Origin of the sequence: Neobacillus niacini (genome assembly GCF_000759675.1) — a bacterium.
Classification (GTDB): Bacteria; Bacillota; Bacilli; order Bacillales; family Cytobacillaceae; genus Neobacillus; species Neobacillus niacini_A.
Map to the genome: position 1 here is coordinate 84500 of NZ_BAWM01000004.1, position 25483 is coordinate 109982.

Here is a 25483-nt window from a genome sequence, read left to right on the forward strand (position 1 = left end):
TCACACCCTGTAAATGAAACGCTTTCATAGATTATAAAACCAAATATTAACAACTAATTATTTTTTAACAATAACAAAACAAGCAAAAAACAAGCTTGTTTTGTTATTCATGAAGCAGCATGTCCTTTATTGGTGCAAAGCTCTTCCGATGGTAAGGTGTAATGCCATGCTTTTGAATACCCTGAATATGTTCCTTTGTGCCGTACCCCATGTTGTTTTGAAAACCATATTCCGGAAATTCAGCTGATAATTCAACCATTAAACTATCTCTTGCTACTTTTGCTACGATGGAAGCTGCAGCTATAGATACACTCTTTGCATCGCCTTTTATTATAGGCTCAACTACAAAAGGGGTTTCTAGCCTCATAGCATCAACCAGCAAAATGTCTGGGTTTGGAGCTAAAAAAGCAATTGCAGCTAACATAGCCTTTTTGGTGGCCTCATAAATATTGATCGTATCAATTTCCCCTGCATCAATCTTTGCCACACTTATAGCTATTGCTTCTCTTCTAATGATTTCATTATATTCATTGCGTTTTTTTTCTGAAAGCTTTTTTGAATCATCTATACCTGGCAGAAAAAAGTCCTTTGGTAAAATAACTGCTGCTGCCACAACCGGCCCTGCCAGCGGACCTCTGCCTACTTCATCAACACCAGCTATATATTTATAACCTTGTGCACGCCATTTGTTTTCGTAACCATTCATTTCATTAAACTTTTCCTGCAGTTGTCTTTCTTGCTGCATTCTTCTATGCCATTTATGTATTAAATTCTGAACCCCTTTGCGTTCATCCTGTTGAATTCTTTTGAAAATAGGGTCACTTTCTGCCTTTATGTCATTAAGCTGTTTTTCTATTTCTGCTATTGTTTGTACTTTCATTTTCTTCACCCGTTGTAAATGATACCTTCTCCAGCGTTTAATTACAATGACCAATAATAAACAAAAGTCTCTGTTAAACTTGGCTGCTGATTTCCGTTCCAGACCGTACTGGGGAGCCTCCTCGGCGCTTAAGCGCGTGTGGGGACCCAAACCCCGTACTCCCTTGCACGACATTGATTTACATCCTTGAATCCGCCCACGCACGAAGAAAATGCGATATCATTTTCGAGGAGTCTCGCTCCTTCCTCTCCAATCAACATAATGGCAAAATTAACAATTGTCTTTACCATAGCAAACAAAAAAACTCACCGTATGGAGAGTTTGTTTTGTTTATTTATTTTCAGAGTCATCTATAAAATCCCTAGGTCGTTCAAAGGTCAGTCGACCAAATTTCTCCGATCTAATTTCCCGTATGACTAGCTCTGACACTTTATCATAATCAACTATCCCCCCAGATCCGAGACAGCCTCTAAGCTCTCCTATTTGGTCAAACATTTCGACCACGTTTTCAGGAACATATTCAAGCTTATACCGTTCCTTAAGTCTCTCAGGATAATGCTCTTCTAAGAACTTAAGTGAAAAGATAACTAGGTCTTGTAAATTTAGGAGAGTGTCTTTAATTGCACCCGTCACAGCCAGCTTTTTTCCAACCTCTTGGTCTTCAAACTTTGGCCAAAGTATCCCGGGAGTATCTAACAATTCTAACTCTTTACCCACTTTAATCCACTGTTGGGCTTTTGTTACTCCTGGTGTATTTCCTGTCTTTGCAATATTTTTCTTTGCGAGTCGATTAATTAATGTTGATTTTCCTGCATTAGGGATTCCTACAATCATCGCACGAATTGCCCTTGGGTTGACAACACCCTTTGCTCTTAAACGATCAAATTTTTCCTTTAGGATTTCATGAGATGCCTGAACAATTTCCTTCATTCCCTCTCCAGCTTGAGAGTTGATGGCTAGTGCTTTAATCCCTCTATCTGCAAAATGGGCAATCCACTCTTTTGTAATGGCTTTATCTGCCATATCCGCTTTATTTAAGAGGACCAGCCTTGGTTTATGCTGAATAATTTCATCAATCATCGGATTGCGTGAAGAATAGGGAATTCTTGCATCCACTAATTCATAGATAATATCTACTAGTTTTAATTTTTCCGTGACCTCTCTTCGAGCTTTTGCCATATGGCCTGGAAACCATTGGATTGTCAAAGCAGTCACCTCCTAAATCTATTTCACGATGTGTGCATCTTTTAATGGCCAGTATACAATACTTGTATTACCGATTATTTTGTCCATTGCAATGGTTCCGATGTGCCTGCTATCCTTGCTGAAACGGCGGTTATCGCCCATTACGAACAATTCACCCTCTGGGACAGTTTTTGTACCTACAGGTGTTTCTTCAAGAGTAAAAGGATCGGTTAGAGGTCCTTCCACTTTCTGCTTATATTCATCCAAATATGGTTCCTCATATGGCTTACCATTTACATATAGAATATCATCTTTATATTCGATACGGTCACCCGGAAGCCCAATTACTCTTTTAATGTAATCCTTCTGTTCAGGAGCATGAAAGACGATAATATCAAACCGTTTTGGTTCACCTATATTATAGCTTAGCTTGTTAACTATCATACGGTCTTGGTGTTGTAACGTTGGCATCATGGATAGCCCGTCTACAACAATTGGTGCAAAAAGAAAGTAACGAATGACAGCTGCGAGTGCAACAGCAATTAAAAGTGCCTTCGTCCATTCCCAAAGTTCATTTTTCTTTTTTATCATGTCTTGTCCCCGCCAATCAGAAAAAAATGTGTGCTATCATCTTATTTTACATAAAAATTGTATATTAAACACGTGGGGGCTGAACTTTTTAACCAAACTTTAATATTACTATTCTTACTGCGAGATAATAAGATATGTACGAAAAAAGAGCTTGCAGAGCAAGCTCTTTCTTTTATTATCGAATTTCTTTAATACGAGCTTTTTTACCACGTAGCTTACGTAAGTAGTATAGCTTAGCACGGCGAACTTTACCGCGGCGCAATACTTCAAGCTTCGCAATTTTAGGTGTGTGTACAGGGAAAGTACGCTCAACGCCTACTCCGTAAGAAACCTTACGAACTGTGAAAGTTTCGCTAATTCCACCACCACGACGCTTAATCACTACACCTTCGAATAACTGAATACGCTCGCGAGTACCCTCGACAACTTTAACGTGTACACGTACAGTATCACCAGGACGGAACGCAGGCAGATCAGAACGAAGTTGTTCTTTTGTGATTTCTTCAATCAATTTTTGCATCGTTTTCAACTCCTTCCAACAGACGCTCTTGCATATCTACTATCCTTTTCCATTGCAGCGGAACATCGTTATAAGACCATACTGAATTTGTTAATCAGCTCAAGTCACAAGAAGTATCATACCATAAAAGCCATCTCCATGCAATAACTACTCGTATTCTTTTTTTATTTCATTAAGCCATTTTTCCTGTTCATTGCTCAATTCGATTTTTTCTAATAAGTCAGGACGCCTTAGGAATGTTCTTCGTAAAGCTTCTTTGTTTCGCCACTCTTCGATTAATTTATGATTACCTTGAAGGAGGACCTCCGGAACCTTCATTCCTCGAAAATCAGAAGGCCTTGTGTAATGAGGGTGCTCCAATAGTCCTGTACTAAATGAATCTTTCATATGTGATTCTTCGTTTCCTAAAACTTCTGGCAAAAGACGGACGACACTATCAATCACCACCATTGCTCCAAGCTCTCCGCCAGTTAAGACATAATCACCGATCGAAATTTCATCCGTTACTACATGTTCTCGTATTCTTTCATCATAGCCCTCATAATGACCGCATACGAAAATAAGATGCGAGGCACCCGCTAATTCCTCTGCAGTCTTTTGGTCATAACGTTTTCCTTGAGGGCAAAGTAGAATCACTCTTGTCCGGTTACTTTCTGCTTGTTCCTTTAAAGCAGCAACTGCATCGAATAGCGGTTGCGCCTTTAAAACCATACCTGCTCCTCCACCATAGGGATAGTCATCAACTGTCTGATGTTTATTATCCGCATATTCTCGGAAATTGACAACATTATATTGAACAGCAGATTTCTCAGCTGCCTTGTTTAAAATGGAATGTCCAAAAACACCTGCAAACATTTCAGGAAATAACGTAAGTACATCTATTTTCATCATGGAAGCAACCCTTCCATTGGTTCAATTAAAATGACCTTTTCCTTAACATCGACTTTTTTCACAACATCTTGAATATAAGGAATCAATATTTCCTTGCCAGCAGGTGATTTAATTACCCATACATCATTAGCGCCGGGGGATAGAATCTCCGTAACCTTACCAATTTCCGCACCACTAGTCGTAGCCACTAGACATCCGATAATCTCATGGTAATAATACTCATCTTCATCCAGATTACCAAGCTGCGATTCTGGGACCTTAAGGATTCCATCCCTAAACTTTTCAACCTCATTGATATTTTCTAACCCTTCAAAGGTTAGAAGATTAAAATTCTTGTGAGTACGGTGGGTTTTTACCTTTAATTCGATAGGCTTGTTAGAACCTGGCATAAACAAATACAAGATATTCCCCACTTTGTAACGTTGCTCAGGGAAATCAGTTTTTGAAATTACCCTAACTTCGCCTCTAATTCCATGGGTATTAACGATCTTGCCAACATTAAACCACTTATCCATCCTGTTCGTCACCTCTATCTAATTTCCTCTATTATGCCATCTTTAATGATGATTGTAGACTGCCCCATTACTTCATCCCAATTATCGCCAACTTTTATTTCAACTAGGGCTTGTACTTCTTTTTCCTTTAATTCACTGCCTAATGGTAGCATATGTAATTGTTCAATTTGAAACTCATAAAGCTTTTCTTTATCATGTCGTTTTTGCAATTCTTTTTCAAAGTGATTTTTAAGTACGCTTGATTGATACTTTTTTGCTTTTTCTAACTTTTTTAATTCAAATTGAAGCTGCTCAAATTCTTTTTGCATCTGCAGCTTACCTGCAAAATATTTATCAAGCAGTTTTTGTTTGCTCTTTTCTGTTAAGATTTGCTTCACGATAACAGTTTGAATCAATTGCATAAAATTCCGGCCTCCTTAAAGCATCTGTTTTCTGATAGCAAAAAAGGGAGGAATTTCATTCCTCCCTTTCATCTAGATGCAAAAAGCTATTCACCAATTTCTAGAAAAATTTTCTTTTGTTGTGAAGATCCTGCTGCATATACAACAGTCCTTATGGCCTTTGCAACACGCCCTTGCTTTCCAATCACCTTTCCCATGTCTGTCTTATTAACAGTAAGGTGATAAGTGATTCGTTGATCCTCTTCGTTGACATTAACAAGAACATCTTCGGGAAAATCAACAAGGGGCTTTACAATCGTTTCAATTAATTGCTTCATAGCAATTACTTGCTAAGCTTAGCATTATGGAATTTTTCCATGATGCCTTGGTTTGAGAAAAGGTTACGAACTGTATCAGATGGCTTAGCACCATCTTGTAACCATTTAAGAACTAGATCTTCGTTGATTTGAACTTGAGCTGGTTGAGCAACCGGATTGTAAGTTCCAACAACTTCGATATAACGTCCATCACGTGGTGAACGAGAATCTGCTACTACGATACGATAAAAAGGAGTTTTCTTTGCTCCCATACGCTTTAAACGAATTTTTACTGCCATTTTAAATAAGCACCTCCGAATAGTTTCACACAAGATAGTATATTATCAATTATTAATTCATTTGTAAAGTGTTTTTTCTTTACAGTAGTATTGCCAATTTCATACAAGTTAAAACATGTTAGAAAGGCTTGAACGGAAATTTAAATCCGCCTTTTTTCTTTCCTTTTTGCTGCATTCCTGTCATTTGCTTCATCATCTTTTTCATGTCTTCAAACTGTTTTAATAAGCGGTTTACTTCGGGTACGGTTCTGCCGCTTCCTTTTGCAATCCTTCTTTTACGGTTTGAATTCAAAATTTCTGGATGACTCTTTTCTTCTTTGGTCATGGACCGTATGATTGCTTCAACGTGTGCAATTTGCTTCTCTTCGATTTGAATATTGTTCAAACCTTTAATTTTGTTTGCACCTGGCATCATTTTCAATAATTCATCAAGTGGTCCTAAATTACGAACTTGTCCGAGTTGATCCAAAAAGTCATCAAGCGTAAATGACGCTGTCCGCATTTTCTGTTCAAGCTCTTTTGCCTTTTCTTCATCAACATTTGCCTGCGCTTTCTCAATAAGGGTAAGGACGTCACCCATACCAAGAATTCTAGAGGCCATCCGTTCAGGATGAAAAGGTTCAATGGCGTCCATTTTTTCCCCTAGACCGACAAACTTAATAGGTGTCTGCGTAACAGCACGAATGGACAGCGCAGCTCCGCCTCGTGTGTCACCGTCAAGCTTTGTTAAGACAACCCCAGTCAAACCAAGCTGTTCATTAAAGCTTTGGGAAACATTAACAGCGTCTTGACCAGTCATTGCATCAACAACGAGAAAGATTTCATCTGGTTTCGTAAGCTCTTTAATATCCTTTAGCTCGCCCATTAGGTTTTCGTCCACATGCAAACGTCCAGCTGTATCGATTAGGACATAATCATGATGTTCTTCTTTTGCTTTTGCAATGGCTTGCTTAGCAATTTCTACTGGGCTTACTTGATCACCAAGGGAAAATACAGGCATATCCAATTGTTTACCAAGGGTTTGAAGCTGCTTAATCGCAGCAGGACGATAAATATCGGCTGCTACTAGCATTGGCTTACGATTATACTTTTTACGAAGCAGGTTAGCAAGCTTTCCTGTCGTGGTCGTTTTACCAGCACCCTGTAATCCAACCATCATAATCACAGTAGGAGGACGATTTGATGCCGCAATCTTACTTTGCTCACCGCCCATTAATTCGGTCAGTTCTTCATTAACAATTTTTATGATTTGCTGACCTGGGGTTAAGCTTTTTAGCACTTCTTGTCCTACTGCACGGTCGCTGACTTTTTTCACAAAATCTTTGACGACCTTAAAATTAACGTCTGCCTCTAATAAAGCGAGGCGGACTTCACGCATCATTTCTTTTACATCCGCTTCATTTACCTTTCCTTTTCCACGGATTTTTTGAATCGTATTCTGCAGTCGGTCGGCTAATCCTTCAAATGCCATTAATGCCGCCTCCTAATCTAATTTCTCAAGCTCGGCAACCACTTCCATCATTGCCTGCTTTGATGGCTGTTCTTCATTTAGCAATTCTTTTACATGCCTTAATAGTTTGCTGCGCTCTTGAAATTTCTGAAATAATAATAGCTTTTCTTCATACTCCTCAAGCATAGCTTCCGTACGTTTGATATTATCATATACAGCCTGACGGCTTACAGCGTACTCTTCAGCGATTTCTCCAAGTGAGTAATCATCTAAATAATAGAGAGACATATAGCTTTGCTGCTTTGGTGTTAACAACGAATAATAGAAATCATAAAGATAATTCATTCGCGTTGTTTTTTCAAGCATGCGTATACCTCCCTTTGTTAAGTGAAAAGCCTTTACAAATGTAGTTTACACAGTCCCTTGCAGTCTGTCAAGAAAATATCTTTACATCAATTTACAGCATTATCCACCTGGTCTGCAAATAGTCCATAAACATATTGCTCTGCATTAAATTCCTGAAGATCATCCATTTTTTCACCAAGCCCAACGTATTTTACAGGAATTTTCAACTCATTTCTAATTGCCAAGACAATCCCGCCTTTTGCCGTACCGTCTAACTTGGAAAGAACAATCCCGCTCACATTTGTTACCTCTTTAAAGGTCTTAGCCTGAATAAGTGCATTTTGACCTGTGGTTGCATCTAGAACAAGCAGAACTTCGTGTGGTGCACCAGGTACTTCTCGCTCGATTACCCTTTTTACCTTTTCAAGCTCCTTCATCAAGTTGACTTTATTTTGCAAGCGTCCCGCTGTATCACAAATCAAAATATCAACCTTCCGAGATTTCGCTGCCTTAATCGCGTCAAACATTACTGCTGCGGGATCAGAGCCTTCTGCCTGCTTAATAACGTCAACTCCGACTCTTTCTCCCCATACTTCTAATTGTTCAATTGCTCCAGCACGGAAAGTATCTCCAGCTGCTAATAAAACTGATTTCCCTTCACTTTTGAACTTATGACCAAGTTTACCGATTGTCGTTGTTTTTCCCACCCCATTAACACCGACAAATAAGATGACAGTAAGCCCATCCTCTTGAATATTTAATTTAGAAGATTGTTCCTCACCCGCATTGTAAATATCAACTAGCTTTTCCGATATTACACTTTGAACTTCCCGGGGGTCCTGTATATTGCGTCGTTTGACCTCCATCTTCAACTCTTCAATGAGTTTCATGACCGTATCAAAGCCTACATCTGCTTGAATTAATATTTCTTCTAATTCCTCAAAGAAATCTTCATCCACTTTCCGGTACCTGGCAACAAGGTCATTTACTTTTCCAGAGAAGTTATTTCTCGTTTTCGAAAGACCATCTTTAAATTTTTCCGTTACTGTCTCAGTTTGTTTTGTTATTTTCTCTTTTAATTTTTTAAAAAAGCTCATTTTTCTTCACTTCCTATAAATTAAGTTTCGACAAGCTCCTTCGTATCCTCGAGCCGGACAGAAACAAGCTTTGAGACACCTGATTCCTGCATAGTAACACCGTATAAAACATCGGCTTCTTCCATCGTGCCTTTTCTGTGAGTGATGACAATAAACTGGGTTTCCACACTAAATCTCTTTAGATATTGACTAAAACGAAAAACGTTTGCTTCATCTAAAGCTGCTTCCACTTCATCTAGAATGCAAAATGGAACAGGGCGGACTTTTAAAATGGAAAATAGCAGTGCAATCGCTGTTAATGCTCTTTCTCCACCCGATAATAATCCAAGATTTTGCAGTTTCTTTCCTGGTGGCTGGGCAACGATTTCTACTCCCGTATTTAATAGATCCTCCGAGTTTGTAAGTTTTAAATCTGCTCTACCACCACCAAATAAAGCTTGGAATACAGGTTCAAAATGTTCACGAATTCCATTAAACGTATGCTCGAATCGTTTTTTCATTTCAATATCCATTTCGTCAATAACCTGGTAAAGAGTATCTTTCGCCACTTGGAGGTCGTTCTTTTGCTCATTCAAAAATTCATAACGTTCCGAGACTCTGTCATATTCTTCAATTGCTCCAATGTTAACACTTCCAAGTTCATCAATCGCTAATTTTATCAGTTTCACTTTTTTCCTTGCTTCGTCCACTGGCAAAACAAGCGGATATTGTTCTTTTGCACCCTCAAAGGATAATAAATATTCTTCTCTTAAATGTGCAAGTTTGTTTTCAAGTTCAACATCTAAGCGGTTGATTTTTACTTCTTCATCCTTTAAAACTTCAACCATTCCCTTATGAAGTCTTTTTATTTCTTTAGCTTCAATTTCGGCATCTTCAAGTGCAGAATGCATTTGGAGCCGTTCCTGCCTTCTTGAAGAAATTAATGAAATCGTTTCTTCCTTGTCCTGCTGCTTGCGTTTAGCGGCAGCTTCTAATTGTTCTTCGCCAGAAGTACTGCCCTCCATCTCCGATGTTAACAGCATAAGATCTTCTTTATAAAGAGCAAACCTCTCTTCACTTTCCTTTAATTCTTCAACAATCAAAGCAAAACGTTCTTTTGTATTTACAAATTGTTCATTTTTTGCAGCAAACTCAACTTTTAAATCTGTTATTTCTATTGTTAGCGTTTCTTTTGATGAGATATCATTTGTTTTTTGTTCTGTAAGTCTGTCAATTTGAACATCAAGAGAAGCTACCTTATCTTTATAGTCAGTAATTGCCTTATTCAATTCACCTTTTCGGTTTGTTAAGGCTTTCTGTTCATCTATCAATTGACATTTTTCAAGATCATAGATTTTCAATCGGTCATTAATATTCTTTGCCTCAAATTCAGCTTCACGGAGGTCACCTTTTAACGTTTGCTCCTTTTGTCTTAATTCCTCGCCAGACTTTCGCATTTCCTCTAGCTCTTGTTCAAACTTTCTAACATCTTCTTTTAATGATTTAACCTGGCTTTCTAGACTTGAAGTTTTGTCACTCATCACGATTAGTTTTTCCTTCAACTCTTCAAGCTCACCTTTTCTTGTCAATAATGAGCTTGTCTTCTGTTTTTGTGCCCCGCCTGTCATCGAACCGCCAGGATTTACGATATCTCCATCTAGAGTAACCATTCGACAACGATACTGAAGAATTTTGGCCAGTTCGTTTGCACCCTTTAAATCTTTTGTAATGACAACATTACCTAAAAGATTACTTATGACTTCTCTGTATTTTGGGTCAAAGATTACTAAGTCGACAGCAGACCCTACCAATGAAGGGTGGTTTTGAATAGAATATTGTTGTGAGGACGACAACAATCTGCCTTTTATGACGCTTAATGGCAAAAAGGTAGCGCGACCGAATGAATTTTGTTTTAAGAATTGGATAGCCAAGCGGGCATTTTGTTCCGTATCTACGACAATATGTTGCAAAGCACCGCCTAAAGCTGTCTCAAGTGCTGTCTCATACTCTTTTGGCACCGTTACGAGCTCGGCTACTGCACCTTCAATACCTTGCAGCTTTTTCCCTCGGGCTTTTAATACTTCTTTAACTCCTTGAAAAAATCCCGAATAATCATCTTCCATTTCCTCAAGCATATCTTTTCTTGATTTTGCCTGCTGAAGAATTTGATAAGCTTGGTATAAAGTCTTTTCTTGCTTTTGATAATTATTTTTTGCATTTTCAAGCCTACGCTGCTTCTCCCTGAAAGTTGAAACTTGATTCGAAAGATACTTTTGTACTTCTTCTAAAGCTGTTTGAATTTCTGACATCTTATTTTGAGCTATTTGTCTTTCATCGATAAATTTTACATTTTCCGAGTCAAGGCGCGAGCTCTTTGTTTCTTGCTGCTCGAGCTGCTGGTCGATATATTTTAACTCATTTTTCGCTCCAGCCTGGTCATTTAACAGTTCAATATATTCACTCTTTAAAGACTCGATTTTTTCATCAATATTTTCAGTAAATAACGCAAATTTTTCTTGTTTTTCTTTTAACTGAGATTGAAGAGAATTTACTTGTTCAGAAAGTTTATTAACAAGGTCAGCTTGTACGTCTCTATTTCTCTTTAAATGTGATATCTTATCCGTTAGTTCAGCAATACTTTTTTCTAGCTGAGCTCTATTTTGAGATGCATTTTTCTTCCGTTCTTTTAAAACTTCTTTTCTGCCTTCTAACTTTTCTAATTCTTCACTCGCATGGAGAAGAACATTTTGTAAATCAGAAACGGACTCATCAAGTGCAGCAATGTGGTCCCTTGTTTCTTCTATTTTGGCTTCCTTAAGCTGCAGCTGTGCCGCAAGTTTAATTTCTTCCTGCTGATGTTCTGCAAGCAACTCTGAAACCCGCGTCCATTCTTGATGTAAATCTTCAATATCGTAAACCGTTAAGGCTACTTCAATTTTTTCAAGTTCTTCTTTTTTTTCTAAGTAATCTTTTGCCATTGAAGCCTGAATCTTTAACGGTTCAACTTGCCCTTCAAGTTCGTGGAGTATATCATTTACACGATTTAAATTACCCTGTGTTTCTACTAATTTAGCTTCTGCTTTTTTCTTACGATTTTTATATTTTAAAACACCTGCAGCTTCTTCAAAGATCGTTCTTCGATCCTCTGCCTTACTGTTAAGAATTTCTTCTACTTTCCCTTGGCTGATAATGGAGAACGCTTCTCTGCCAAGGCCAGAGTCCATAAACAAATCAATAATATCTTTAAGTCTGCAAGGTTGTTTATTTATTAAAAATTCACTATCTCCCGAACGGGTGACCCTTCTTGTTACACTTACTTCATTGTAATCAATAGATAAGCCTTCGTCTTGATTATCAAGAGTTAAGGTCACTTCCGCATAATTTAACGGCTTTCTCGTATCGCTTCCCGCAAAAATGATATCTTCCATTTTAGAGCCTCTAAGTGATTTAGCAGATTGCTCACCCAAAACCCAGCGAATAGCATCTGTTATATTACTTTTCCCACTTCCATTTGGACCAACTACAGCAGTGACTCCTTGAACAAAATCCACCCCAATACGATCTGCAAAAGATTTAAAGCCAATGATGTCCAACCGTTTTAAAAACATATCCTATTCCTCCCTAGAGCTTGGCCGGAATCTTTCCTTAGCATTCTTTTGTTGTTTAATTATGATGTTTTTGCTTTAAAACCTCCAATGCCATTTGGGCGGCATGCTGTTCTGCTTCTTTTTTCGATTTACCCGTACCGATACCTAATTCTTCACCATTTAATGAAACTCTTGAAACAAATTCTTTGCTATGAGCAGGTCCTTTTTCAATCAATACTTTATATTCGATCAAACCTGTCCCATCTCTCTGAATTAATTCTTGAAGTTGGCTCTTAAAATCCATCACATGAGAAAAAGCACCTTCATTAATTTTAGGAAATACTACTTTATCTAGAAATTCAATTACTACCTCAAGCCCCTTATCCAGGTAAAGCGCGCCAATGAATGCTTCGAATACATCAGCTAATAGAGCAGGACGCTCCCTGCCCCCAGTCATTTCTTCTCCCTTTCCCAACAAAATTAATTTGCCAAAGCAAAGTTCGTTGGCTAAGGTTACAAGCGAGGGCTCACAAACGATAGCAGCTCTGAGCTTTGTTAGCTCTCCTTCACTCATCATTGGATATTTCAGAAACAGGAATTTTGAAACAGTGAGTTCTAGTACAGCATCCCCTAAAAATTCAAGCCTCTCATTATCTTCATAAGGCTTTCTGCGATGCTCATTCACATAGGATGAATGAGTAAAAGCTTGTTTTAATAGCCTTTCATTTTCAAAATGAATACCGATCTTCGTTTGAAAATCCTTAAATTGATTTTCTATTGCGCGATTGTTCATTTCTTTTTCCTTACCTTTTCTGCGCATTTAAAGTCTCCACCTTGCATATTTTTTACACATATCTATAAATAGTTTAAGTAAATTCAATTCAAAACGCAAAGAAACCCGGCAGTTATATTGCCAAGTTCTATAATACAGAAGAAAGCTCCGTTTGAAAACGGAGCTTTTGAAGAAATCCAACGAAATTAATTCTTGCTATTTATGTAATTAACAGCATCACCAACTGTGCCGATTTTTTCAGCATCATCGTCAGAAATTTCCATATCAAACTCATCTTCTAATTCCATAACTAGTTCAACCACGTCAAGGGAATCAGCACCAAGATCATCTTTAAAAGAAGCTTCAAGTTTAACTTGTGACTCATCTACACCTAAGCGGTCAACGATGATTTTTGTTACGCGTTCTAATACCTCTGCCATTCTAGTTCACCTCCCCTCAAGCTATTATAGAGTATTTCAGTAAAATAATAAATGTATTAAAAAATAATTTTACATTACCATTCCGCCATTGATATGAAGTGTTTGACCAGTAATATAGGAACTATCGTCTGACGCTAGGAAGGCTGTCATTTTTGCAATGTCCTTTGGTTCACCTAAACGAGCTAGCGGAATTTGTTTTAACATCTCAGCTTTTACCTCATCCGATAATTTATCTGTCATATCGGTTGTAATAAAACCTGGTGCAATAGCATTTACTGTGATATTACGAGAAGCAAGCTCTTTTGCAGACGTCTTAGTTAAGCCAATGACACCGGATTTTGCTGCTACATAGTTAGCTTGTCCCGGATTACCACTTACACCAACGACTGATGTGATATTAATAATACGACCAACACGCTGTTTCATCATTTGGCGTGTTACAGCTTTTGTACAGAGAAAAACACCCTTTAGATTAATGTTAATAACATCATCCCATTCTTCTTCTTTCATTCTCATTAATAAATTGTCTTTTGTTATACCAGCATTATTCACAAGTATATCCAATTTACCAAATCTATCCACAGTTTCTTTAACCATAGCTGCTACTTCTTCGCCATTGGACACATCACACTTTATCGCAAAGGCTTCTTTACCAATAGCTTTTATATCATCTACCACTTCATTCGCTTTACCTTCACTGCCAGCATAATTTACTGCGACATTCGCTCCCTGCTTTGCAAGCTCGAGGGCAATTTCTCTGCCTATCCCTCTTGACGCACCGGTTACTAAGGCAACTTTGCCTTCTAAAGTCATAGGTTTTCCTCCTTCAATGCCTCGATAACTGATTGACAGGTATCCTCATCAGAAATCGAATACGTTTTAACACTACGGTTTATTTTTTTTATTAAACCTGAAAGCACCTTACCAGGACCAATTTCAATGAACGTATCAACACCTAAATCAATCATTTTCACAACAGAATCTTCCCACAAGACAGGTGAATAAAGCTGTTCAATTAAATTTCCCTTTATTTCTTCTGCTGTTGTCATTGGATTTGCTGAAACATTTGCAATTACAGGAATAAGCGCATCTTTCATATCAAGTCCATCTAAAACCTCACGTAATTGGCTAGCAGCAGGTTTCATTAATGAAGAATGGAATGGACCGCTGACTTCCAAAGGAATCGCTCTTTTCGCACCGACTTCTTTCGCTTTTACCCCTGCAAGCTCAACACCTTTTCGAGATCCCGAGATAACAATTTGACCCGGACAATTCAAGTTCGCTAGAGAAACTGGGAAGCCAGCTTCACTAACTTCAGCTGTTACCTCAGAAAGAGGTTCACGGTCTAGCCCTAAAATGGCTGCCATTGAACCCTCACCATTTGGAACAGCTCCCTCCATAAATTCTCCTCTTTTTCTTACAGCAAAGACGCCATTCTCAAAGGTTAATGCACCAGCTGCTACAAGGGCTGTATATTCACCCAGACTATGTCCTGCTACATAATCAGGCTTGATTGCTGATTTTTGGAATCTTTCTAGAATAGCCATACAAGTTGTTAATAAAGCTGGCTGTGTATTTACGGTTTTGGTCAATTCTTCTTGAGGTCCCTCAAATATAAGCTTACTTAATTCATCTGAAAGTGTTTCGTCAGCTTTTTTAAAATATTGCATTACCTCAGGATACTGCTCAGCAAGCTGCTTCGCCATACCAACAGTTTGTGAGCCTTGACCAGGAAATACGAACGCAATCTTTCCCATATCGGCACTCCTTCTTAAACCTCTATTTTTGAGTTATTTGCTTCTTCCATCGTCTTTTTAATAAGACCGACAACATCCTTGTCGACCATTTCTCTTGTTTGCCGGATCGCACTAAAGATGGACTGACTGTTTGAAGAACCATGAGCCTTGATAACTGGAGCCTTTAAACCAAATAAACCAGCGCCGCCATATTCGGAATAGTCCAATGTATTTTTTAAGGCAGTAAATTCTGGCTTTAAAACAGCTGCAGCTAGCTTACTCTTCATACTGCTCATTAACGTCCTTTTTAGCATTTTGAACATGGACATCGCCGTTCCCTCTACTGTTTTTAACACCATATTTCCAGTAAATCCATCGGTAACTACTACATCCGCTACTCCATCTAGAAGGTCCCTCGCCTCCACATTTCCGACAAAATTAATATTTGCATTTTTTAAAAGGTCAAATGCATGTTTTGTTAACTCATTTCCCTTTTTTTCTTCTGTTCCAATATTTAATAGACCCACACGCGGTTTAGCAGTGCCTCGTACTTTTTCACTATAAATAGAGCCCATAATTGCATATTGCAGCAAATGCTCCGGCTTGGCATCAACATTTGCCCCTACGTCTAAAAGGAGAAACCCTTCCCCGCCAATTGTAGGTAATGTAGGGGAAAGCGCAGGGCGGTCTATACCCTCAATCCTGCCTACAACAAACAATCCAGCAGCCATCAATGCACCTGTATTTCCTGCTGATATACACGCGTCTGCGTTTCCATCAGCTACTTGCTGTGCTGCTAGTACCATGGAGGCAGTTTTTTTTCGACGAACAGCCCTCACAGGTTCGTCTGTACCAAGAATGACCTCGGTTGTATGTAAAATGCTTATCCGTTCCTGTTTTGTTAAGTATTCTTTAATTTTGGTTTCATCCCCGACTAGGGTTATATGTATATCTGTAAATGCTTCTACCGCTTTCATTGCACCGATAACGATTTCTTTAGGAGCATGGTCGCCCCCCATTGCATCGATAGCTAACTTCATCTTTTCTCATCCTTTAATGATTTTTCTGAACGGTACATTTCGAATTCGCCTATAAAAACAAGTTCGTTATTGACATAACTTGTTACTTCAACAATTGTCCTGCCAAGTCCATCATCAATCTTTAAAACTTTTGCTTTGGCAATTACTCGTTCACCTTGTTTTACTGAGCGCTTAAATTGGATATTCGCCTTTGCTGTTAACGCCAATTCATCATTTATTACCGCTACTGCTAGTGAATTTGCCTGGGCGAAAACGTGGTGCCCCCGAGCTATCTTGTTCCGAACAAAAACATGCTCTTCTCTAACATCAAGTATTGAAATAGCACTTTGATCTAAATCAATATCAATAATTTCTCCAATAACTTCTTCAAGAGGTAAAGACCGAACCTCATCTTCAAATTTTTTCTCGGCAACATACTTTATCCTTTCCCGTAATTCGGGAATCGATAATTCCAAACGATCAAGGCGAATAGTTTGCACACTAACTTGAAATTTTTCTGCAAGGTCTTCATCCGTAATAAAAGGATTTTCCTTAATGGTTTCCTTTAGCATTTGTTGTCGATCTTTTTTTGTTCTTCTCATTTCACACACCGTCCGAGCTATTATGACTAGGTACTAATAGTAGTATAAAATTAGAAAAAGCAGATTGCAAGAATAAGTTTTTATTCTTGCAATCTGCTCCAAGTTGATTTTATAAATTAATCTAGTTTTTCTCCTTCTAACACACCTGTGTCTTCAAGTTGATTTCTTAAGAATTCATACTCTTTAGCTTTCCAGAAGGTATTTGACTGGATCATTAGTGAAGCATCATTCCTAGCTGTTTCAAGGGCACGATAATCATGAACCATGTCTGCAACCTTGAATTCGGGTATCCCGCTTTGTTTTTTCCCAAAGAAGTCTCCAGGTCCGCGTAATTCGAGATCCTTTTCACTTAAAACAAATCCATCATTTGTTTCGGTCATAATTCGCATTCTTTCCTGACCTACTTCTGACTTTGGATCTGCTAATAAAATACAATAGGACTGGTCACTGCCCCTTCCTACCCTACCACGAAGCTGATGGAGCTGTGAAAGACCAAATCTTTCCGCATCATAAATAACCATCATCGTGGCATTCGGAACATTGACTCCTACTTCCACTACTGTAGTTGATACTAATACCTGTACCTCATTGGAGCTAAATGCCTTCATTATCGTATCTTTTTCTTCTGAGCTTAAACGCCCATGCATTAGTCCAACCTTATAACGATTTTGAAAATGGTGGGATAGAGTAGTATGAACGTCTATTGCATTTTGAACATCTAGCTTGTCTGATTCTTCAATTAACGGACAAATCACATAAGTCTGATGACCCTTTACCAATTCCTTTTCTATAAAAGAAAGGACTCTTCCCAACATTTCCGGTTTTGACCAGTAGGTTTCTATCGCTTTTCTGCCCGCCGGCATTTCATCAATGATGGATACATCCATCTCACCAAAGACAGTAATAGCGAGTGTTCTTGGTATCGGTGTAGCCGTCATGAACAGGACATCAGGGTTTTCTCCTTTTTCCCGTAACACTCTTCGTTGTTCCACACCAAACCGGTGCTGTTCATCAGTAATGACAAATCCCAATTTTTTAAAGGTTACCTCGTCTTGTATAAGTGCATGAGTCCCTATTAAAATATCTACTTTTCCTTCAGATAAATTTTGAAGAATTTCTCTTCTACGTTTTCCTTTAACTGAACTAGTTAACAATTCACATCTAAGACTAAAAGGTTCTAGCAGCCCATTAAGTGACTCAGCGTGCTGTTCTGCTAGAATTTCCGTTGGAACCATTAATGCCCCTTGGTAGCCAGCTATAACACTTGCATATAATCCAATGGCTGCCACCACCGTTTTCCCAGAGCCAACGTCTCCTTGCAAGAGACGATTCATTCTAAGCGGTGACTTGAGGTCATTTAATATTTCTGATACAACACGGTTTTGCGCATTGGTCAAAGGAAAAGGTAAAGAATGAATAAATTTTTCTACCTTCGTTACAAGATAGTTTTGTTCAATTCCAGGTGAATGCTCCCGTTCAAATTTTCGTAATGCCTGCATTTTCAACTGAAATAACAGGAATTCCTCATAAACTAGTCGACGGCGAGCCTGCTTTACGTCCTCCTGGTTAACCGGAAAATGCATGGCTCTCAGCGCATCACTGCGGTCTAATAAACGATACTTTTTAACAAGAGATAAGGGTAAACTTTCCTCAATATATTGACCGAATTGTTGAAACGCAATTGAAATAAATTTACGCATTCCTTTAGTCGTTATTTTGCCTTTTAGTGAGTATATAGGCTCAAAATCTTTTGCTTTTGAATTTTGTCCTGCCTGCATTTCATTAGCGGTGATCGTTTGTCGATGGGCGTCCCATTTACCTGTAACAGTAATGGTTTCATTCATGACGATTTTACTCTTTAAATAAGGCTGATTAAAAAATATAACCTTAATTAAATATTGCCCGACGAACATTCTAATCATCAGCTTGGATTTCTTCCGACCAAAATATGTAAGAGAAGGCTCACTATGAACCTTCCCTTCTACTGTAATTTTCTCGTCATGCTTAACCTCAGTGAGTTCACGCAACCGATAATCTTCATAACGATAAGGAAAATACTCTAATAAATCTTGAACCGTAAATATTTTCATTTCTGCTAAACTCTCAGCCGTCTCTTCCCCAATTCCCTTTAATACTGTCACTGATTGTTTAAGATATTGATTCACTTTAGACGCGCGGAATACCGAAGATCTTAGCCTCGAGTTCACGACCTGTCGGAGTTGCCGCCAACCCTCCCTGTGCTGTTTCTTTTAATGCTGTCGGCATAGATTGTCCAATTTTATACATAGCATCAATGACTTCATCACATGGAATCCTGCTTGTAATACCAGCTAAAGCCATATCCGCAGCCACCATCGCATTGGCTGCACCCATTGCATTTCTTTTTACACATGGTACCTCTACAAGACCGGCAACTGGATCACAAACAAGACCGAGCATGTTTTTCAATGTTATTGCCATCGCTTCCGCGCATTGCTCAGGAGTGCCGCCTGCCATTTCAACGATAGCTGCAGCAGCCATTCCTGAAGCAGAGCCTACCTCCGCTTGGCATCCACCAGCAGCACCTGAAATCGAAGCATTGTTTGCAACTACAAAACCAAAAGCTCCTGCGGTAAATAGAAAGGCTATCATTTCCTCCCTAGTCGGATTGAGCTTATTTTTCACTGCAAAAAGCGTGCCAGGCACAACTCCAGCTGAACCTGCTGTCGGTGTAGCACAAATGGTTCCCATCGCAGCATTCACTTCATTCGTCGCTACGGCTTTGCTCACTGCGTCAAGGACGGTTTTACCTGATAAGAAGTTACCTTTTTCAATATATTTTTGCATTAGAACTGCATCACCACCGGTTAAACCTGAGTGAGATTTTACTCCTTTAATTCCACGTTCAACCGCTTCCTCCATAACCCTTAAATTTCTGTCCATAAAGTTCAGGACTTCTTCCCTGGTACGTCCGGTGACATCCATTTCTTGCTCGATCATAATTTCTGAGATTTTTTTATTTTTACTAATCGCAAGCTCTACTAACTCTGCAACATTTCGAAACAATTGCCTTCCCCCTTGTTGTTATTATAATGTCTAGCTAGTCTACAATCTTAGTTACCTTCAGTATATTTGGTAGTTGTTCAAGTTCATTAAGGATTTTTTCTTCGATGTTTTGGTCCACTTCAATGGTCATAAGAGCTAGCTTTCCTATTTCTTTTCTTGAAACTTCCATATGACCAATATTGATTTCGTATTTCGCTAATATATTTGAAACGCTCGCAATTGCACCAAAACGATCATTATGAACAACTAATATTGCTGGATGGTTTCCTGATAATTTAAGTTCAAAACCATTTAACTCAGTCACTTCGATTTTTCCGCCGCCAATTGAAATTCCAACAAGCTCTAATTCACCTTTATCATCGCCAATAATTACTCTAGCGGTGTTAGGATGATCAGTAACGGCTTCTTCTTCTATAAATCGGAGTTTAATACCCCGTTCATTCGATATATCAATTGCATTTATAATTCTTACGTCATCGGTATCAAAATCTAACAAACCACCAACAATCGCAACATCTGTACCATGTCCTTTATACGTCTTAGCAAATGAGCCGTATAAAGAAATATTCGCCCATTTTGGTTCCCTGCCAAATAAGCTCCTAGCTACTCTGCCAATTCTGGCAGCACCAGCCGTATGTGAACTAGATGGTCCAATCATTACAGGTCCAATTATGTCAAACACGCTTCTATATTTCATCCGTCTTCTCCCCCTAGGACAAAAAAATCTATTTGGTTACTATCTATATTTATAACACAGAAAAAAGAAAAAAGAAGGGTTTTTCCCCTTCTATTTTATCACTTATTCAATTGCAAAGATAAATGAATATAATGGTTGTTTTCCATTATGAAGTTCAACTTCTATATCCTCGAAACGCTCTTCAACAAACGCTGTAAGTGCATTTACGTCATCCTCTGTAATGTCTTCACCATAAATGATGGTTAAAATTTCCGAATCATCATCTACCATCTTAGAGAGCAAGTCTTCCGCGACTTTCCCTTTATCTTTGTTTTTTACGACAATTTTACCTTCAGCAATTCCCATGAAATCATCTTTCTCAATTTCTAACCCATCGATTTGGGTATCGCGAACGGCAAAGGTAATTTGCCCCGTTTTTACATGCTGCATTGCTTCCGTCATGGTTGCTTCATTTGTTTTAACATCTCCAGCTGGATTAAATGCTAAAAGTGCAGAAAGACCTTGAGGAACTGTCTTAGACGGGATTACATAGATTTCTTCATCCGATACATCAGCAGCTTGTTGGGCAGCCATAATAATATTTTTATTATTCGGGAGAATAAATACTTTTTTCGCATTCACTTCTTTAACGGCTTTAACAATATCCTCTGTACTTGGATTCATCGTTTGTCCGCCTTCGATTACTGCATGTGCTCCTATACTTTTGAATAATTCGGCAATACCAGATCCCATTGAAACAGTAACAATTCCATACTCCTGCTGTTCTTTAGAAACTTGAGGTTTATCTGAAACTAAAGGTGTGTGCATTTCTCCAACAATGTTGGAATGCTGCTGCCTCATGTTTTCAATTTTAATATTAATTAAGCTTCCGTATCTCTGTCCATAGCTTAGGCAATCACCAGGCTGTTCGGAGTGAATATGTACCTTTACAACCTCGTCATCGGCAATTACTAGTAAGGAATCTCCAAGCTTACTAAGATCGTTACGGTAAACCTGTTCATCGAAAGGATGCTTGGCCAACTTGGCATCTTCAAACTTCACCATAAATTCTGTACAATAGCCAAATACAATATCTTCTGTATTCATATGACTTTGGACACTCTTGTGGTGTTCAGCATTAACCATTTCGTCCATAGAAGGATAGCTTTCCGGTGAATCCGGAAGCTGCTCACCTTTTAATTCAGCAAGAAATCCTTCATAGACAAAGACAAGCCCTTGGCCCCCGCTATCCACTACTCCAACTTCCTTTAGAACAGGAAGAAGGTCAGGTGTACGCTTAAGCGATGCCTTTGCCTCTTTTAAGACTTCTTCCATAATCTCGATGATATCGTTCGATTTTTGGGAAGCCTGCACACCTCTTTTTGCCGAATCTTTTGCTACTGTTAAAATCGTTCCCTCCACCGGCTTCATTACTGCTTTATAGGCGGTTTCGACACCGGATTCTAATGCCGCAGCAAATTCTTTTCCAGAGATAGCAGCTTGTGTTTCGATTGCTTTTGAAAATCCACGAAATAATTGGGAAAGGATTACCCCGGAGTTGCCTCTAGCACCCATAAGTAAACCCTTTGATAAAGCTACTCCCACTTTACCAATATGTTCCTGAACATTATTTTTTACTTCCTTTGCCCCTGAGGTCATTGATAAATTCATATTCGTTCCAGTATCACCATCGGGCACAGGAAAAACGTTTAACGCATCGACCATTTTTGCGTTGGCCCCTAAATGATTCGCACCCTGAATCACCATTTCTGCAAAACGTTTTCCATCTAAAGCTGTAATAGACACAAACTTTCCTCCTCTACTTGCGGTTCGTTACACCACTTAAGGGTTCGTCACACGAACTCCCTGAACGTAAATATTTACCGAGTCAACGGCAAGTCCAACGGTCTTATCAAGTGTGTATTTCACCTTTGATTGCACGTTATGAGCAACCTCGGAAATCTTTGTTCCATAGCTGACAATTATATACATATCAATATGTACTTCTTCATTCTCTTGGCGAACAATAACTCCACGAGTAAAATTTTCTTTTCTTAAAATTTCTGTAAGACCGTCTTTTATTTGACTCTTTGATGCCATACCGACAATTCCATAACAGTCGATAGCGGCACCTCCAGCGATGGTGGCGATTACTTCATTTGAAATATCAATTTGTCCGAACTTAGTTTTTAATTCAATGGACATGAATCGTTCCCCCTTTTGGAAATTGCTCCTTGACTAAAGTCATTTTACTATAGTGATGAAAAATTTGAAAGCGATACTTTCTTCTTACTAGTATCCACAGACAATAATCATGCATGTCAAGGTATTTTTCTTGAAACGTTTATTAATCACTATTGCATTCAAACTGGTTGTATGATAAATTATTAAGGTATCTTTAGACAATAACGTAAATGCTGTATAAAGCTTTGGGTATTAAGGAGGGAATCATTATGCCACGTAAATGTGTTGTAACTGGAAAGAAAACTACAACTGGTAACGCACGTTCTCACGCTATGAACGCTAACAAGCGTACATGGGGTGCTAACCTACAAAAAGTACGTATTCTTGTTGATGGAAAGCCTAAGCGTGTTTGGGTTTCTACAAGAGCGTTAAGAGCTGGTAAAGTAGAACGCGTTTAATATGTTTGGGCATCCTATATCAGGGTGCCCTTTCTTAATATCTTTCCCATATTTCCTCAAAATAAAAAAGCACCCATTTAATAGGTGCTTAGACAGATCTTCTATTCATTCTTTTTAAATGCACCAATCATCGCTCGGACAAGTCCACCTAAAAACTTTGGCAGTTTAATTGTATAAAACTTCATTTATGTCCCTCCTCACCATCTCACACATCTAACTTCTCTCGTACGCCCTTACTATTTTATTCAAACGGACGAAATCAGTACCTCTTATTAAGCTATTAATCATTACTTCTTATCACTAATAATATGCCTTCCGAAAATGAAAAAGTACCATTATCACTAATAAGTTCATTACTAATACATAATGTAGAGCCGATGGAAATATGACGTTTTATTAACGGATATTTAAAGCCCTCAAGAGTGAGACCTTCTACGTTAAGGGTTAGAGGAACAAATGAAATATACTTTTTATCTACCCTCTTTTCAATTTTATAACTTCCTGGACCTTTTAATGCTAAAATATTTTGATTATCAATAAGAACAATGTTTAATTTATTTCCTTTCATTAACGGGTTGACCATCAAGTGTACATTCGCTAGGAGATGATCTAATCTCCCGCCAGTAGCTCCAAAAATTCGAATTAGATCAGGCTCTTGTTTAATGGCCCAATTTAAAGCGAGCTCCATATCTGTTTCATTTTTTTCGGGCTTAAACCTCTTCATTTCCTTTACCTTGCCTTCGATTACAAGCAATTCTTCTTTGGAAACAGAATCGAAGTCACCAAAAGCAATCTCTGGTGTAATATTCTTGTTAATAAGGGTATATACCCCACGGTCAACTCCAACCCAAATGTCATTTTCACTTGAATGTTCATTTAAATTAGGAAGAAGTTCTTCTGGACCTCCTGCTAAAATATTTATATTCATTCTATGTCCCCCTTTTTGCTACACAAAAAGCCAGCAATTAAGCCGGCTTTTTACTTTTTATCCTCTTATTAACGAGATTGCTGCTGCGTAGTCCTCTTGATTATAAATAGCTGATCCAGCAACCAGAACATTGGCCCCTGCATCAACACATAATTTTGCAGTTTCAGGATTTACCCCGCCATCTATTTCAATCTCAATTTCTTTTCCTATTGCGTTCGCTATTTCCTTTACTTTTTTAATTTTAGGAAGGACTTCAGGTATGAACTTTTGTCCACCGAACCCCGGATTCACGGACATTAACAGCACCATATCAATATCTGCTAATATATGCTGAATGGTATCAACAGGCGTAGCTGGGTTTAACACAACTCCTGCTTTAATTCCAAATGATTTAATATGATGAAGAGTCCGATGTAGGTGTCGGCAAGCTTCAACGTGTACTGTAATGTAATCTGCTCCTGCTTTAGCAAAGGCTTCAATATATTGGTCAGGGTTTTCAATCATTAGATGGACATCCAGGGGAAGCTTAGTTACCGGACGAATTGCCTCCACAATTAATGGTCCTATCGTAATATTTGGAACAAAATGACCATCCATAACATCTATATGGATATAGTCAGCCCCAGCCTTTTCAACTGCAGCTATTTCTTCACCTAATCTGGCGAAATCAGCAGAAAGGATGGAAGGTGCAATTTTCACCATCATTAATACCTCGGCTTTCTATCTTTTATTTCTTGTAGGAAATCAACATAATGTTGATAGCGATATTGAGTAATTGTCTGTGATTCAACCGCTGCTTTCACTGCACATTTCGGCTCACTGATATGTAAACAGGCTCGAAATTTACAATTTTCGCTTTCTCGTACCATTTCCGGGAAGCAATAAGTTAACTCCTCAGCTTCGATATCAATAAACTCCAATGAACTAAAGCCCGGTGTATCAGCAATGAGACCATTACCAATCGTAATTAATTCAACATGCCGGGTTGTGTGCTTTCCTCTGCCTAAATGTGAGGAAATATCGTTCGTTTTTAGTTCAAGTTCAGGTCGTAACACATTTAAAAGTGAGGATTTCCCGACACCTGATTGACCAGCAAAAACCGATATTTTATCTTCGACATGCGGGGTTAAACCTTCTATACCAGCTTCTGTTTCTGATGAAGTAAGTAAAACTTCATAACCTATATTTCTGTATTGATCAGCATATTCTGTAATGGCCTGCTTTTCATTGTCATTTGTTAAATCCATCTTTGTAATGCATATAAGTGGTTTAATATGATTATATTCGACAAGGACAAGAAACCGATCTAAAAGGACGGTACTAAAATCAGGTTCAACTGCAGAAAAGACAAGAATGGCTTGATCGACATTTGCAATAGGCGGACGAACCAGTTCATTCTTCCTTTCCTTTACTTCCATAATATAACCTTCACGATCATTTTCGGCCTGAAAAATGACTTCATCACCGACAAGTGGTGTAATCTTGTTTTTACGAAAAACACCTCTTCCTCGGCATTGAATCATTGCTCCATCATGCAGTACATAATAAAAACCACTTAACGCTTTTACAATTTTCCCTTCAGGCATA

At 38.5% G+C, this 25483-nt stretch carries 29 protein-coding genes; 1 reads left to right on the forward strand and 28 read right to left on the reverse strand.

Annotation, left to right across the window (positions count from 1 at the left end):
* Positions 1-103: 103 nt before the first annotated feature.
* The 24 genes from TR08_RS01455 to TR08_RS01570 all read right to left on the reverse strand — a co-directional run bounded on the left by TR08_RS01455 (position 104) and on the right by TR08_RS01570 (position 22531).
* The gene (locus TR08_RS01455) at positions 104-880 is read right to left on the reverse strand and encodes a ribonuclease HII (RefSeq protein WP_045515513.1); all 777 of its coding nucleotides are present in this window, start codon (positions 878-880) and stop codon (positions 104-106) included.
* A 330-nt stretch (positions 881-1210) separates the two neighbouring features.
* Complete coding sequence (gene ylqF, locus TR08_RS01460) at positions 1211-2086, reverse strand: ribosome biogenesis GTPase YlqF (RefSeq protein ID WP_045515249.1); 876 nt, start codon at positions 2084-2086, stop codon at positions 1211-1213.
* A gap of 18 nt (positions 2087-2104) precedes the next feature.
* A complete protein-coding gene (lepB, locus tag TR08_RS01465; RefSeq protein WP_045515251.1) occupies positions 2105-2656 on the reverse strand; it encodes a signal peptidase I in 552 nt (183 codons plus the stop codon).
* A 175-nt stretch (positions 2657-2831) separates the two neighbouring features.
* Positions 2832-3176, reverse strand: a complete 345-nt coding sequence (gene rplS / locus TR08_RS01470; protein WP_034675704.1) for a 50S ribosomal protein L19 — start codon at positions 3174-3176, stop codon at positions 2832-2834.
* Between the two features lie 147 nt (positions 3177-3323).
* On the reverse strand, positions 3324-4064 hold the full coding sequence (gene trmD, locus TR08_RS01475; protein WP_152597317.1) for a tRNA (guanosine(37)-N1)-methyltransferase TrmD: 741 nt from the start codon (positions 4062-4064) through the stop codon (positions 3324-3326).
* Positions 4064-4582, reverse strand: coding sequence for a ribosome maturation factor RimM (rimM, locus tag TR08_RS01480; RefSeq protein ID WP_045515257.1), 519 nt, complete (start codon positions 4580-4582; stop codon positions 4064-4066). The genes trmD and rimM overlap by 1 nt, the downstream gene beginning before the upstream one ends.
* A 14-nt stretch (positions 4583-4596) precedes the next feature.
* Entirely contained in the window at positions 4597-4983 is a 387-nt protein-coding gene (locus TR08_RS01485) for a YlqD family protein (protein ID WP_045515259.1), read from the reverse strand.
* 86 nt (positions 4984-5069) lie between these two features.
* Positions 5070-5300, reverse strand: a complete 231-nt coding sequence (locus TR08_RS01490; protein WP_045515261.1) for a KH domain-containing protein — start codon at positions 5298-5300, stop codon at positions 5070-5072.
* A gap of 5 nt (positions 5301-5305) precedes the next feature.
* Positions 5306-5578 (reverse strand): 30S ribosomal protein S16, encoded by a 273-nt coding sequence (gene rpsP, locus TR08_RS01495; protein WP_045515263.1) that lies wholly within the window; start codon positions 5576-5578, stop codon positions 5306-5308.
* A 118-nt stretch (positions 5579-5696) separates the two neighbouring features.
* Positions 5697-7049 carry a signal recognition particle protein gene (ffh, locus tag TR08_RS01500; protein ID WP_045515265.1) on the reverse strand — a complete coding sequence of 451 codons (1353 nt, stop codon included), beginning with the start codon at positions 7047-7049 and terminating at the stop codon, positions 5697-5699.
* Between the two features lie 12 nt (positions 7050-7061).
* Positions 7062-7394, reverse strand: a complete 333-nt coding sequence (locus tag TR08_RS01505; protein WP_045515267.1) for a putative DNA-binding protein — start codon at positions 7392-7394, stop codon at positions 7062-7064.
* A gap of 86 nt (positions 7395-7480) precedes the next feature.
* The gene (gene ftsY / locus TR08_RS01510; protein ID WP_045515269.1) at positions 7481-8470 is read right to left on the reverse strand and encodes a signal recognition particle-docking protein FtsY; all 990 of its coding nucleotides are present in this window, start codon (positions 8468-8470) and stop codon (positions 7481-7483) included.
* A gap of 20 nt (positions 8471-8490) precedes the next feature.
* A complete protein-coding gene (gene smc, locus TR08_RS01515; protein ID WP_045515271.1) occupies positions 8491-12057 on the reverse strand; it encodes a chromosome segregation protein SMC in 3567 nt (1188 codons plus the stop codon).
* A 55-nt stretch (positions 12058-12112) separates the two neighbouring features.
* The gene (gene rnc, locus TR08_RS01520; RefSeq protein ID WP_045515273.1) at positions 12113-12856 is read right to left on the reverse strand and encodes a ribonuclease III; all 744 of its coding nucleotides are present in this window, start codon (positions 12854-12856) and stop codon (positions 12113-12115) included.
* A 158-nt stretch (positions 12857-13014) separates the two neighbouring features.
* Complete coding sequence (gene acpP / locus TR08_RS01525; protein WP_045515275.1) at positions 13015-13248, reverse strand: acyl carrier protein; 234 nt, start codon at positions 13246-13248, stop codon at positions 13015-13017.
* 69 nt (positions 13249-13317) lie between these two features.
* Positions 13318-14061, reverse strand: coding sequence for a 3-oxoacyl-[acyl-carrier-protein] reductase (fabG, locus tag TR08_RS01530; protein ID WP_045515277.1), 744 nt, complete (start codon positions 14059-14061; stop codon positions 13318-13320).
* Positions 14058-15005 carry an ACP S-malonyltransferase gene (fabD, locus tag TR08_RS01535; protein ID WP_045515286.1) on the reverse strand — a complete coding sequence of 316 codons (948 nt, stop codon included), beginning with the start codon at positions 15003-15005 and terminating at the stop codon, positions 14058-14060. Before fabD ends, fabG begins: the two co-directional genes overlap by 4 nt.
* 14 nt (positions 15006-15019) lie before the next feature.
* Positions 15020-16024, reverse strand: a complete 1005-nt coding sequence (gene plsX / locus TR08_RS01540; RefSeq protein WP_045515288.1) for a phosphate acyltransferase PlsX — start codon at positions 16022-16024, stop codon at positions 15020-15022.
* Complete coding sequence (gene fapR, locus TR08_RS01545; protein ID WP_045515290.1) at positions 16021-16605, reverse strand: transcription factor FapR; 585 nt, start codon at positions 16603-16605, stop codon at positions 16021-16023. Before fapR ends, plsX begins: the two co-directional genes overlap by 4 nt.
* 116 nt (positions 16606-16721) lie before the next feature.
* Complete coding sequence (gene recG / locus TR08_RS01550) at positions 16722-18770, reverse strand: ATP-dependent DNA helicase RecG (RefSeq protein WP_045515292.1); 2049 nt, start codon at positions 18768-18770, stop codon at positions 16722-16724.
* A gap of 1 nt (position 18771) precedes the next feature.
* Positions 18772-19650, reverse strand: a complete 879-nt coding sequence (gene sdaAA / locus TR08_RS01555; protein WP_045515294.1) for an L-serine ammonia-lyase, iron-sulfur-dependent, subunit alpha — start codon at positions 19648-19650, stop codon at positions 18772-18774.
* A 34-nt stretch (positions 19651-19684) separates the two neighbouring features.
* On the reverse strand, positions 19685-20347 hold the full coding sequence (sdaAB, locus tag TR08_RS01560) for an L-serine ammonia-lyase, iron-sulfur-dependent subunit beta (protein ID WP_045515296.1): 663 nt from the start codon (positions 20345-20347) through the stop codon (positions 19685-19687).
* A gap of 102 nt (positions 20348-20449) precedes the next feature.
* Complete coding sequence (locus TR08_RS01565) at positions 20450-22132, reverse strand: DAK2 domain-containing protein (protein ID WP_045515298.1); 1683 nt, start codon at positions 22130-22132, stop codon at positions 20450-20452.
* 36 nt (positions 22133-22168) lie between these two features.
* A complete protein-coding gene (locus tag TR08_RS01570) occupies positions 22169-22531 on the reverse strand; it encodes an Asp23/Gls24 family envelope stress response protein (RefSeq protein ID WP_045515300.1) in 363 nt (120 codons plus the stop codon).
* A 248-nt stretch (positions 22532-22779) separates the two neighbouring features.
* Here TR08_RS01570 and rpmB point away from each other — a divergent pair, with 248 nt between their 5' ends.
* The gene (gene rpmB, locus TR08_RS01575; RefSeq protein ID WP_045515302.1) at positions 22780-22968 is read left to right on the forward strand and encodes a 50S ribosomal protein L28; all 189 of its coding nucleotides are present in this window, start codon (positions 22780-22782) and stop codon (positions 22966-22968) included.
* A gap of 101 nt (positions 22969-23069) precedes the next feature.
* Here rpmB and spoVM read toward each other — a convergent pair whose 3' ends face one another.
* The 4 genes from spoVM to rsgA all read right to left on the reverse strand — a co-directional run bounded on the left by spoVM (position 23070) and on the right by rsgA (position 25482).
* A complete protein-coding gene (gene spoVM / locus TR08_RS01580) occupies positions 23070-23153 on the reverse strand; it encodes a stage V sporulation protein SpoVM (protein WP_035445740.1) in 84 nt (27 codons plus the stop codon).
* 95 nt (positions 23154-23248) lie between these two features.
* Entirely contained in the window at positions 23249-23896 is a 648-nt protein-coding gene (locus tag TR08_RS01585; RefSeq protein ID WP_045515306.1) for a thiamine diphosphokinase, read from the reverse strand.
* Positions 23897-23953: 57 nt separating this feature from the next.
* Complete coding sequence (gene rpe / locus TR08_RS01590) at positions 23954-24598, reverse strand: ribulose-phosphate 3-epimerase (protein WP_045515308.1); 645 nt, start codon at positions 24596-24598, stop codon at positions 23954-23956.
* A 2-nt stretch (positions 24599-24600) separates the two neighbouring features.
* A complete protein-coding gene (rsgA, locus tag TR08_RS01595; RefSeq protein WP_045515310.1) occupies positions 24601-25482 on the reverse strand; it encodes a ribosome small subunit-dependent GTPase A in 882 nt (293 codons plus the stop codon).
* Position 25483 lies beyond the last annotated feature (1 nt).